Origin of the sequence: Nocardioides sp. NPDC000445 (genome assembly GCF_040300245.1) — a bacterium.
GTDB lineage: Bacteria > Actinomycetota > Actinomycetes > Propionibacteriales > Nocardioidaceae > Nocardioides.
In genome coordinates, this window is sequence record NZ_JBEPDH010000015.1 from 175,632 (window position 1) to 188,006 (window position 12,375).

Consider the following 12,375-nt stretch of genomic DNA (forward strand, 5'->3'; position numbering starts at 1 on the left):
CGTCAGGCTCAGACAGCAGCCGGGGCCGGGAAGGTCGGGTACTCGACACCGGAGATCGACTGCACGGTGCGGACGACCTGGCAGGAATAGCCGAACTCGTTGTCGTACCAGACATAGAGGATGGCGGAGTCGCCGTCGACGATGGTCGCGTTGCCGTCGACGATCGAGGCGGCGCGCGAGCCGATGAAGTCGGAGGAGACCGCGTCGCGGGCAGTGGTGAAGTCCACCTGGCGACGCAGTTCGCCGGTGAGCGAGGCCTCGCGCAGGTAGTCGACGACCTCTTCCTTCGAGGTCTCGCTCTTGAGCGAGAGCGACAGGATGGCGATCGAGACATCCGGGGTGGGGATGCGGATCGAGTTGCCGGTGATCTTCGCCTTCAGGTCCGGGAGCGCCTTCGCGACGGCGGAGGCGGCACCGGTCTCGGTGAGCACCAGGTTGAGCGGTGCGGAGCGGCCTCGGCGGTCTGCCTTGTGGTAGTTGTCCAGCAGGTTCTGGTCGTTGGTGAACGAGTGCACCGTCTCGACGTGACCGCGGACGATGCCGAAGCGGTCCTCCATCAGCTTCAGCGGCGGCACGATCGCGTTGGTCGTGCAGGACGCGCAGGAGATGACCTTCTCGTCGCCGGTCAGGGTCTGGTGGTTGACGCCGTGGACGATGTTGGGGACGTCGCCCTTGCCCGGCGCGGTCAGCAGGACCTTCTTGATGCCCGGACGCAGGTGCTGCGAGAGGCCCTCACGGTCACGCCACTTGCCGGTGTTGTCGATGAGAATGGCGTCCTTGATGCCGTACGCCGTGTAGTCGACCGTCGTCGGGTCGTTGGAGTAGATGAACTGGATCGGGTTGCCGTTGGCGATGATCACGCCGTTCTTCTCGTCCACCGTGATGGTGCCGGCGAACTGGCCGTGGATCGAGTCGCGGCGCAGCAGCGAGGCGCGCTTGATGAGGTCGTCCTCGCCGCCCTTGCGGACGACGACGGCCTTCAGCCGCAGCCCGTGGCGCGAGCCGGCCTTCTCCACGAGGAGCCGGGCGACGAGCCGGCCGATCCGGCCGAAGCCGTAGAGCACGACGTCCTGGCCGCCGTTGCGCTCCAGCTTGTTCTCGCCGGTGGCGCCGGACAGCTTCTCGGCGACGAAGTCGTCGACGGAGAGGCCACGCTCGTCCTCGGCGTACTGGACCGCGAGCAGGCCCAGGTCGATCTTCGAGGGACCGAGGTCGAGCTTGGCGACCGCCTGGAGCAGCGGGAACGTCTCGGTGACCGAGAGCTCCTCGCCCTCGATCTGGCGCGCGAAGCGGTGCGCCTTGAGGATCGAGATGTCGGACTTGCTCACCAGCGACCGGCTGTGGACCAGGATGGTGACATCCTTCTCGCGGTAGAGCTTGCCGATGATCGGGATCATCGTCTCCGCGAGCTCCTCGCGGTGCTGCCAGTCGTTGAAGGTCTCGTCGGTGTCGCTCACAGCTCAACTTTCGGTTGCTCGGGAAGAAGGGACGGCACACCCCGCCAGGCTCGATTATCGGCGTGACGAGACCCCCGGCCACCTTGATCGATCCAACCTTGGACGCGGTGTGACCGGGGTCTCTTCGGCCCCTACGAACCGCCCTCAGAACGAGCTGGCCGAGCCCTCAGGGAGTCGCGGTCGCGGTCGGATCCTCGGCGGGATCCTCGGTCGGCTCGACCGTCGCGGTCTCGGTCGGCTCGGCTGTCGGCGTCTCGGTGACCGGGTCGGTGGCGGGTTCGCTGGGTGCCGTCGCGCTCGCGTCCGGGGTCTCGGAAGGCGTCGCGTCGCCGGTCTCCGTACCGCTGCTGGGGGCGATCTCGCCGTCGCCCTCCGCGCCCTCGTCGTCGGGTTCCTCGTTCAGACCGGGATCCGTCCCGGTGTCGACCGAGCCGCCGACCGGCGTGGTCGGCGCGGTGCTGCTCTCGCCGGTGGTCGGCTCGACGGACGGGGTCACCTCGCCGACCTTCGGGGTGTCGTCCTGACCGGGCAGGAGACCGGGGTTGGCGGCGACGGCCACGCCGGCCGAGACCAGGACCACGGCCGCCGCGGCCAGGACCGCGACCTTCCAGCGCCGGCCGGAAGGCTGGGCGGGATCGGCGAACGTGGGCGCCATCGTCGGCAGGTCGGCGGTGTTGGAGGACGCCGTGCCTGGGTGCGGGGGCCGAGCGATCCCGCCCGTGGTGAGTGCCGGCGGCAGCGCGCCGATGCTGGTCTCCTCCTCCGAGGTGACCGGGGCCGGCAGTAGGGTCCAGTCGCCGTTGGTGGCGAGGATCTCCGCGGCGGACGGGCGTCCGGCCGGGTCCTCGGCCAGGCAGGCGGCGACCAGCGGGCGCAGGTAGACCGGGCAGAGACTCAGGTTGGGCGACTCGCCCTTGAGGAGATGCCCCATCGAGCCGATCTCGCCACTGAACGGCCAGCGGCCGGTGGCGGCGACGAAGGCGACCAGGCCCAGTGCCCAGATGTCGACGGCGCTGGAGAAGGTGCCGGTCTGGACCTGCTCGGGCGCCTGGTAGCCGTAGGTGCCGACCGCCTTGCCGGTCTGGGTCAGCGCGGTGCCGTCGACGGAGCGGGCGATGCCCATGTCGATCACGCACGGGTCGGTGGCGCCGTAGAGGATGTTGCCCGGTTTGATGTCGCGGTGGACCAGCCCGGCAGCGTGGACGGCGGCGAGGGCCTCGGCGACGCCGGCGACCAGCTGGCGTACGTCGATCTCGGTCAGCCGCTGGCCGGAGTTGATCAGCTTGTTGAGCGGCGGGTCGGCGACGTACTCGCTCGCCATCCAGGGCTGCTCGGCCTCGGGGTCGGCGTCGAGAACCCTCGCGGTGAAGCGGCTCTCGACCCTCTTGGCTGCCTGGATCTCCCGCTCGAACCGCGCGCGGAACCCCGGGTCGGAGGTGAGCTCGGGAAGGATCGCCTTGACCGCCGCCTTCATCCCGTATGCGTCCTCGCCCAGGTAGACGACGCCCATGCCGCCGTGGCCGAGGCGGCCGATGAGCACGTACGGACCCATCTCGCGGGGATCGTTCGCCGTCAGCGGGCTCACAGAGCTGGCCTGGGGGGCGGACTGGGGGGATGTGGGGATTTCCCGAGACAACTTCTCTGCTCCTGTGCACCGGCGAGTGTGTCTCGGAGCGTATCGGACTCGGCTCCGTGATCAGGTCACGCCGGGCGGAGCGTTCCGGACTCTGGGAGGATCGAGTTCATGACTGAGTCGACGGAGCAATCCACAGTGACATTGGGCCAGGGCACCGGTCCCCTCCGCGGGGTCAAGGTCGTCGAGCTGGCGGGGATCGGGCCGGGGCCGCACGCCTGCACGATCCTCGCGGACATGGGTGCGGACGTGATCCGGGTCGACCGGCCGGGAGGCAACGTCCTCGGCGGCGGCGCCGGCGACCTGCTCACCCGTGGCCGGCCGAGCATCGCGCTGGACCTCAAGAACCCGGACGCCGTCGAGACCGTCCTGCGCCTGGTGGAGACCGCCGACGTGCTCATCGAGGGACTGCGCCCGGGCGTCACCGACCGCCTCGGCCTGGGGCCCGACACCTGTCTGGAGCGCAACCCGCGCCTCGTCTACGGCCGGATGACCGGCTGGGGCCAGGACGGCCCGCTGGCCCAGTCCGCCGGTCACGACCTCACCTACATCGCCACCACCGGCGTGCTCAACGGGCTGGGCCAGGACCGGGCCCGTCCGCACTTCCCGCTCAACCTGCTCGGCGACTTCGGAGGCGGATCGACCTACCTGGTGATGGGCATCCTGGCCGCGCTCGTCGAGGCCAAGACCACCGGCCAGGGGCAGGTCGTCGACGCCGCGATCGTGGACGGCACCGCCCACCTCGCCACGATGATCTCGGGGATGCTCGCCAGCGGCACCTGGCACGAGCAGCGGCAGAGCAACCTGCTCGACGGCGCGATGCCGTTCTACGCGCTCTACGACACCTCCGACGGCCGACAGGTCGCGGTCGGTGCGCTGGAAGGGAAGTTCTTCGCCGAGATGGTCACCCGGCTCGGGCTCGACGGGATCTGCCCGGGGCAGTACGAGATGGAGCGCTACGACGAGATGCGCGACCTCTTCGCCAAGACCTTCGGGTCCAAGACGATGGCCGAGTGGGCCGAGATCTTCGAGGGCACCGACGCCTGCGTCGCCCCCGTCCTCACCCCCTCAGAGGCCGCTGAGCATCCGCACCTGCGGGCCCGCCAGACGTACGTCACCCACCACGGCGTCACCCAGCCAGCCCCGGCTCCGCGGTTCAGCCGGACCACCACCACCTTGGGTGCGGGACCGGCGGCCAGTGCCGGCCAGCACACCCGCGAGGCCCTCGCCGCCTGGGGCATCGACGACGCCGACGCGCTGATCGAGAAGGGCGCCGCGTTCCAGGACTGAGGCCAACCCGGTCGCCAACGAGAAACGGCGCGGCGTACGACCCGAAGGTCATACGCCGCGCCGTTCTACGTGACGCGGGCTTGCTCAGTCCTTGTTGACCAGAGCGGCAGCGCGGCGACGCAGGACCACGACGAGCGCGGTGCCGGCAGCGGCAGCGCCGGCGAGCATGGCCAGCAGCGGCCACATCGCGGGAACGGCCGAGTCGCTCTCACCGGCGAGACCGGCGTCGATGTTGGTCGGGACCTCGGAGTCGGTCACCGGCGCCTCGGAGGACTCCTCCTCGGCGGGCTCGGTCTCGTCGGAGACCGGGGTGGCCTCGGTCGGCGTCTCGGACGGCTCCTCGGACGGCTCCTCCGACGGGGTGGGCTCCTCGGACGGGGTGGGCGTCGGCGTCGGGGTGGGCTCCTCGACTGCGCAGTTCTTGAACCAGAAGACCTTGGTCTTGGTGTCGTTGCCGATGCTGCCCGGGGTGTGGATGGTGACCTTCGCGTGGAAGCCCTGCTTCGGGTGGGCGAGGCCGGTGGCCGACAGGGTGTAGGTCTGGCGCGCGTCGAGGCCGTCCTCGGTGCCCGCGCCGCTGGCGGAGTCCCCGCCTACGAAGACCGTGTCCGGACCGTCAACGGTCAGCTCGCCGCCGTCCGTGGGCGAGTGCAGCTCGAAGCCGATCGTGGACTCGATCTCCTCGCCCTCGTCGAAGCCGTACCACTCGATGTCGAGGGTGCAGCCCACGTGGGGCTGGTTCTCCGGCACGTCGTCGATGTTGCCGTGCTGGATGACCTTGACCGTGCCGTTGTTGCCGGCCGGGTCAGTCGCGAACGCCGGGGCGGCTGAGAGCCCGGCAAGGGTGACGCCGGCGACGATCGCGCCGGCGCGTACGAAACTCAACACTCGAAAACCTTTCGAAGATCATTCGACCGCACTATGCGGTCCGCATGCAGCCTCAGCCACCGAAAGCGATGGGTGAGTGACCCCGAAATCGCTGTGGATGCTATGCCGCCCCCACAGCTGCAGACGGCAGCGTAGTGACCCCGCGTGCGCGCGAGTAAGGGGGGCACGTCGGTGTTACCGAGCCGTTCCTCAATCGGTGATCCTCTGATTTGCTTGCAAAAGTTCGCGGTACAGGGTGTCGCAAACACGTACTCCCGGGTAACCTGACCCACATGCATGTCGACGTACTGATCATCGGTGCCGGCGTCTCCGGCATCGGAGCGGCCGCACAGCTCCGTGAGCGCCTTCCCGGGAAGACGATCGCGATCCTCGAGCAGCGCGATGCCAGTGGCGGCACCTGGGACCTCTTCCGCTACCCGGGCATCCGCTCCGACTCCGACATGTTCACCTTCGCCTTCAAGTGGCGGCCGTGGCAGAGCGCACAGGCGCTCGCCGATGGTCACCAGATCCGTGACTACCTCCGCCAGACGGCGAAGGACTACGGCGTCGACAAGCTGATCCGCTACGGCCACAAGGTCACCGGTGCCGCGTGGAGCACCGAGGACAAGCAGTGGACGGTCTCCGTCGAGACGGCCGACGGCCCGGCCGAGATCACTGCCGGCTTCCTGTGGAACTGCTCGGGCTACTACGACTACGCCAACGGCTACCAGCCGGAGTTCGCCGGTCTCGACGACTACGAGGGCACCTTCGTCCACCCGCAGCACTGGCCCGAGGACCTCGACTACGCGGGCAAGAAGGTCGTCATCATCGGCTCCGGCGCGACCGCCGTCACCCTCCTGCCCAACTTGGCGGGCGAGGGCAGCGACCGCGCCGAGAAGGTGACGATGCTGCAGCGCACCCCGACGTACATCCTCTCCCGCCCGGGTCAGGACGCGATCGCCTCGCTGCTGAAGACGGCGCCGTTCCAGCTGCTCGGCAGGCTCCCCTTCAAGCGCGTGCGCGAGAAGATCGGCCACGAGGCCGTTCGCTGGGAGAACATCGCCCTCACCGTCGGCACCTACCAGATCGCCCGCCGCGCGCCCGGCGTGGTCAAGAAGGTGATCCGCGACCAGTGGATCAACGGGCTCACCGCCCGCGGCGGCCGTCCCGGCATGACCAAGGACGAGGCGATCGCGTACGTCGACAAGCACTTCAACCCGCCCTACAACCCGTGGGACCAGCGCATCTGCTTCGTCCCCGACGGCGACATGATGAAGTCGATCCGCGAGGGGTACGCCGCGGTCGTCACCGACCGGATCAAGACGTTCGTGCCGAAGGGCATCGAGCTCGAGTCGGGCGAGACGCTCGAGGCCGACATCGTCATCTCCGCCACCGGCCTCAACCTCAGGCTCTTCGGCGGCCTCGACTACACCGTCGACGGTGAGCCGGTCAGCCTGCCCGAGCAGATGGCGTACAAGGGCCTGATGATCACCGGGATCCCGAACTTCGCCTACACCATCGGCTACACCAACGCCTCCTGGACGCTCAAGGCCGACCTGGTCACCGACTACGTGATCCGGCTGCTCGACTTCATGGGGGAGAACGGCTACGACGTCGCCGCGGTCACCCGCGACCCGAGCGTCGAGGAGCGGCCGTTCATGGACCTGGCCTCCGGTTACATCCAGCGATCGCTGGACCTCATGCCGAAGGCCGGCGACCGGGCGCCGTGGACCGCGAAGCAGAACTACCTCGTGGACATGAAGGCGCTCGGGTCTCCGGTCGCCGACGGCACCCTCAAGTTCAGCTGATCCGGTCCGCCTGAGACCTCCCGCAGGCCGGCGCGGTGGCGCCGGCCTGTGATTACTGTGACAAGCGTTCCGGTCACGGCGTGAAGTACGTGGGACTACGATGGTCCTACCATGGATGGCAGGGCAGTTCGCTGGAAGCGTCACAACGATGACCGACGAAAGCGCATCGTCGATGCCGCGATCGGTCTGATCGAGACCGACGGCGTCAACGTCAGCCTGCAGGCGATCGGCCAGGCCGCGGGGCTCTCCCGCTCGGTGGTCTACCGCCATTTCGCCGACCGGCGTGAGCTCGACCTCGCCATCCAGGCCGACATCCTCGACGGTCTGTGGGCCAAGCTGTTTCCGGCGATGGAGCTGACCGGATCGATCCGGCAGATCATCTCCCGCACCGTGGGGGCGTACGTCAACTGGGCACTCGAGCACCCGCTCCTGCACCAGGTGGCCGATGTCGACACCGCGCCGAACGGCACCGGTCCGCTCCAGCAGGGCCTCGACCGGATCGCGGAGCGGATCAAGGAGCTGATCCTGGCCGCGTTCGAGCTGAGCGGCGTGGAGGTCTCCGAGATCGACAAGAAGGCCGTCGACCCGCTGATCTACGGCCTGATCGGGATGGTCTTCGGTGCCGTACGCCGCTGGGTCCACCTCGGCGAGGGCATCCCCGACGCCGAGCATCTGACCTCGGTCGTCACGGAGGCCGTGCTGGCCATGATCGACACCCGCACGACGGCGTACGGGCTCTCGATCGACCACGACCAGCCGCTCGAGGAGCTTCTCGGCTGATCGAGCTCAGCCGGGCAGGGTCAGGTCCGCCGGCACGACGCGACCCAGCGCGGCGCGGCAGGCGATGATCCCCGGTGAGTCGGCGATGGCGGTGCGGGTGGCCGTGAAGACCGTACGCCGCGGTGCCCCCGGCAGCTCGATGAGCCGCACGGCCGTCCGGTGGCGTACGCGCATCAGGTCGGAGAGCAGCGCGGCGGCGTTGCCGGACTCGACCAGTGCGACGTGCGCCTCGACGTCGTCGGTCTCGTAGCGGACCTCGGGCTCGAAGCCTGCCCGGCGGCACTGCTCCTCGATCCAGTGGCGGGACGCGGTGCCCGGCGGTTCCATCGCCCACGGGACGCATCCGGCGTCGGCGAGGGAGGTGATGTTGTCCCAGATCGCACCGGAGCCGCGTGGCGGGAGAGCGAGCCGGAGCCGGTCGGTGGTGAGCGGTTGCCGGTCCAGGCCGTCGAAGTGGGGAGCGCCGTGGTCGGGGTAGTGCTCGGCGACGACCAGGTCGAGCTCGCGCAGGGCGAGGTCGTGGAGCGCCTGCTCGGGCGCGCGCTGGGACAGCATGACCCGCAGCCGTGGATGCCGCCGGGTCAGGTCGGCGAGTGCCTGCGGCATGTAGGCGAGAGCCACGGACTGGAAGACGGCGACCCGGACCGTGCCGGCGGTCTCGTCGCCGAGCGAGGTGACCGCGGCCTCGGCCGCCTCGAGTCGCGCCAGGATCTCGGTCGTGTGCTCGACGAGCACCTCGGCGGCCGCGGTGAGCTGGACCCGTCGGCCCGCCTTGGTGAGCAACGGAACGCCGACCTCTCGCTCGAGCAGACCGAGCTGCTGGGAGACCGACGACGGGCTCTGGTGGAGGGCCTCGGCGACCTCGGCCAGGGTGCCGCGGGCGGCGAGCTCGGCGAGCAGGCGGAGTCGGCGGACGTCGAGCATCTCTACCCTTCAGGTTGGCTTACGAATAACCCCCAGGAAACATCGCTTTATCTTACGTGACTCTGGTCGCATACTCGGCTCTATGACCACCAATGACGCGCTCATCTCCGAGGTCGACCACCTCGTTCGCGGCTGGCTGGCGAAGGCTTCGACCAAGCCCGCCGCCCCGGCTGCACAGCGCCTCGCGGACGTACTCAAGGATCCCGCCGGACTCGACTTCACCGTCGGCTTCGTCGATCGCGTGATCCGGCCCGAGGACGTCCGCGTGGCCGCGGCCAGCCTGCGCGAGCTGGCCGGCAACGTACCTTCGTTCCTGCCCTGGCACCTGAAGCTCGGCGTGAAGCTGGGCGCGCTGATGTCGCTGGTCGCGCCGTGGTTCGTCATCCCGGTGGCGCGCCGTGCGCTGCGGCAGATGGTGGGTCACCTGCTGATCGACGCCTCCGACGCTCGGCTCGGCACGCAGATCGAGCGGATTCGCGAGCGCGGCGTGAACCTCAACATCAACCTCCTCGGCGAGGCCGTCCTGGGGCAGAAGGAGGCCGACCGTCGTCTGGCCGGGATCCGCAAGCTGCTCGCACGCGACGACGTCGACTACGTCTCGGTGAAGGTCTCCTCGCCGGTCGCGCCGCACGCGGTCTGGGCGTACGACGAGGCGGTCGAGCACGTCGTCGAGCGGCTCCTCCCGCTCTACACCTACGCGGCGACGTCCTCCGCCGCCGGGACGAAGAAGTTCATCAACCTGGACATGGAGGAATACCGCGACCTCGACATGACCATCGATGTCTTCACGCGGCTCCTCGACCGGCCCGAGCTGGCCGACCTGGAGGCGGGCATCGTCCTGCAGGCGTACCTGCCCGACGCCATGGCCGCGATGATGCGGCTCCAGGAGTGGTCGGCTGCTCGGCGCGCGCGTGGGGGCGCGGCGATCAAGGTGCGACTGGTGAAGGGCGCCAACCTGCCGATGGAGCACGTCGAGGCGTCGCTGCACGGCTGGCCGGTCGCGACCTGGTCGACCAAGCAGGACTCCGACACCAACTACAAGCGGGTGCTCTCCTGGGCGCTGACGCCCGAGCGGATGGCCAACGTGCGCGTCGGCGTCGCCGGTCACAACCTGTTCGACGTGGCGTACGCCTGGATCCTGGCCGGTCAGCGCGGGGTTCGTGACTCCGTCGAGTTCGAGATGCTGCTGGGCATGGCCGAGGGCCAGGCCGAGGCGGTCCGCGAGACCGTGGGTGGCCTGCTGCTCTACGTGCCCGTCGTGCACCCGAAGGACTTCGACGTCGCCATCGCCTACCTCGTGCGTCGCCTCGAGGAGGGTGCCAGCACCGAGAACTTCATGTCGGCCGTCTTCGACCTCAACTCCTCCGAGGCGCTCTACAAGCGTGAGAAGGAGCGGTTCGTACGCTCCCTCGCGGCTGTCGACGACTCCGTGCCGCCGCCCAACCGGACCCAGGACCGCCGTTCGCCGGTCGCCGATGACGTCCAGACCGTCTTCGAGAACACCCCCGACACCGACCCGCACCTGCCGGGGAACCGGGAGTGGGGCAAGGCGATCATCGCCCGGGTGGGCTCCTCGACGCTGGGCGACCAGCTGGTCGCCGACCACACGCTGACCTCGGTGGAGGCCGTGGAGTCGGTGCTCGAGGGTGCCGTCGGCGCTCAGGGCGACTGGGGACGCAAGACCGGTGCCGAGCGGGCCGCCGTGCTGCGGGCTGCCGCGGTCGAGGTCGAGCGGCGCCGTGCCGAGTGGCTCGAGGTCGGTGCCTCCGAGTGCGGCAAGACGCTCGACCAGGGTGACCCCGAGGTCTCCGAGGCGATCGACTTCCTCAACTACTACGCGAGCCTCGCCGAGGAGCTCGACAGCGTCGACGGCGCGCGCCAGGTGCCGGTGCGGTTGACGCTCGTCACCCCGCCGTGGAACTTCCCGCTCGCCATCCCGACCGGCGGCGTCGCCGCCGCGCTCGCGGCCGGGTCGGCCGTGGTGATCAAGCCGGCTCCGCAGGCGCAGCGCTGCGGCTCGGTGCTGGTCGAGACGCTGTGGGCCGCGGGGGTGCCGAAGGAGGTGCTCCGGCTGGTCCATGTGCCGGAGAACGAGGTCGGTCGCGCGCTGATCGCCTCGCCGCTGGTCGACCGGCTGGTGCTGACCGGTGCGTTCGACACGGCCGAGCTCTTCCGCTCGTTCCGCCCGGACCTGCCGCTGCTGGCCGAGACCTCCGGCAAGAACTCTCTGGTGGTCACGCCGGACGCGGACCTCGACCTGGCCGTCAAGGACCTCGTCTACTCCGCCTTCGGCCACGCGGGTCAGAAGTGCTCGGCCGCGTCGCTGGGCATCCTGGTCGGCTCGGTCGCGACCTCGCGTCGCTTCCGCGACCAGCTGATCGACGCGGTGACCTCGCTTCGCGTGGGTTACCCGACGGACCCGACGGTGCAGGTCGGCCCGGTCATCGAGCCGGCCTCCGGCAAGCTGCTCAAGGCACTGACGACGCTCGCCCCGGGTGAGACGTGGCTGGTGAAGCCGCGCCAGCTCGACGACACCGGCCGGCTCTGGTCGCCGGGTGTGAAGACCGGCGTCAAGCGTGGCTCCGAGTTCCACCTGACCGAGTACTTCGGTCCCGTCCTCGGCCTGATCTCCGCCTCCTCGCTCGACGAGGCTCTCGAGATCCAGAACGAGGTGGACTACGGCCTCACCGCCGGCATCCACAGCCTCGACCGCGCCGAGATCTCGCAGTGGCTCTCGTCGGTGGAGGCGGGCAACGTCTACGTCAATCGCGGCATCACCGGCGCGATCGTGCGCCGTCAGCCGTTCGGGGGCTGGAAGAAGTCCGCAGTGGGCGCCGGGACGAAGGCCGGCGGGCCCAACTACCTGGTCGGCCTCAGCGACTGGGTGCCGGCTCCCGCCACCGAGCTCGCGACGCCGGCTCCTGCCGTACGGTCGCTCGTCGACTGGGCCGCCCGGCTGCAGCTGGACGAGATCGACATGCTCAAGCGTGCGGCCGGGTCGGACGCTCTCGCCTGGGAGCGCGAGTTCGGCGCCGCCCGGGACGTCTCGCGACTGACCGCCGAGGTCAACGTGCTGCGCTACTCGCCGGTCCCGGTCACGGTCCGGTACGAGGGTGGACCGGTTGTTCACCTGCTGCGCGTCCTTGCCGCCGGTGTCGCCGCTGGGGCTCCGGTGACGGTCTCCGTCGCCGAGGCGCTGGACGACGAGACCGCCTCGCTGGTGCGGGCTACCGGTGCGACGTACGTCGTCGAGGACGCCGCCGCATGGGCGTCGATCCTCTCCGGCCCGTATGCGCCCAACCGCGTACGCCTCCTGGGTGGGTCGCGCGAGGCCTTCGCGGAGGCGAGCCAGGGCCGCGTCGACATCGCCCTCTACGCCCAGCCCGTCGTCGAGGCCGGCCGGATCGAGCTGCTCACGTTCCTGCACGAGCAGGCCGTCTCGGTCACCGCCCACCGCTTCGGCTCGCCGACGCCGCTGGTGGACAACCTCTTCTGACAAGTCAGCGTCGAGTCGGCTCGTCATGACACGTACGTCCGGCATTCGCGGGTCCCGGCCGATCACGTTGATGATGCCCTCGGCGGTGCCGTAGGCCTGGAGCGGGTCGTCGTTGACGAA

General features: G+C 69.6%; 8 protein-coding genes. 4 read left to right on the forward strand and 4 right to left on the reverse strand.

Translation table 11 applies throughout. The annotated features are described in order from the left end of the window. Positions 1 to 8: 8 nt before the first annotated feature. Entirely contained in the window at positions 9 to 1,457 is a 1,449-nt protein-coding gene (locus ABT304_RS20495) for a glyceraldehyde-3-phosphate dehydrogenase (RefSeq protein WP_160025883.1), read from the reverse strand. Between the two features lie 166 nt (positions 1,458 to 1,623). Next, the gene (locus ABT304_RS20500) at positions 1,624 to 3,042 is read right to left on the reverse strand and encodes a serine/threonine protein kinase (RefSeq protein ID WP_350717958.1); all 1,419 of its coding nucleotides are present in this window, start codon (positions 3,040 to 3,042) and stop codon (positions 1,624 to 1,626) included. A 159-nt stretch (positions 3,043 to 3,201) separates the two neighbouring features. Here ABT304_RS20500 and ABT304_RS20505 point away from each other — a divergent pair, with 159 nt between their 5' ends. Further along, complete coding sequence (locus ABT304_RS20505; RefSeq protein ID WP_350717960.1) at positions 3,202 to 4,380, forward strand: CaiB/BaiF CoA transferase family protein; 1,179 nt, start codon at positions 3,202 to 3,204, stop codon at positions 4,378 to 4,380. A gap of 84 nt (positions 4,381 to 4,464) precedes the next feature. Here ABT304_RS20505 and ABT304_RS20510 read toward each other — a convergent pair whose 3' ends face one another. Next, entirely contained in the window at positions 4,465 to 5,265 is an 801-nt protein-coding gene (locus tag ABT304_RS20510; protein WP_350717962.1) for a hypothetical protein, read from the reverse strand. Between the two features lie 275 nt (positions 5,266 to 5,540). On the opposite strand from ABT304_RS20510, the gene ABT304_RS20515 reads away from it, so the two are divergent. Beyond that, on the forward strand, positions 5,541 to 7,055 hold the full coding sequence (locus ABT304_RS20515) for a flavin-containing monooxygenase (protein WP_350717964.1): 1,515 nt from the start codon (positions 5,541 to 5,543) through the stop codon (positions 7,053 to 7,055). A 111-nt stretch (positions 7,056 to 7,166) separates the two neighbouring features. Further along, entirely contained in the window at positions 7,167 to 7,835 is a 669-nt protein-coding gene (locus tag ABT304_RS20520) for a TetR/AcrR family transcriptional regulator (RefSeq protein ID WP_350717966.1), read from the forward strand. Between the two features lie 6 nt (positions 7,836 to 7,841). On the opposite strand, the gene ABT304_RS20525 is transcribed toward ABT304_RS20520, so the two are convergent. Then, positions 7,842 to 8,759: a LysR family transcriptional regulator gene (locus ABT304_RS20525; protein ID WP_350717968.1), complete on the reverse strand. Its 918-nt coding sequence runs from the start codon at positions 8,757 to 8,759 to the stop codon at positions 7,842 to 7,844. 82 nt (positions 8,760 to 8,841) lie between these two features. On the opposite strand from ABT304_RS20525, the gene ABT304_RS20530 reads away from it, so the two are divergent. Further along, on the forward strand, positions 8,842 to 12,255 hold the full coding sequence (locus ABT304_RS20530) for a bifunctional proline dehydrogenase/L-glutamate gamma-semialdehyde dehydrogenase (protein WP_350717970.1): 3,414 nt from the start codon (positions 8,842 to 8,844) through the stop codon (positions 12,253 to 12,255). Positions 12,256 to 12,375: the final 120 nt, after the last annotated feature.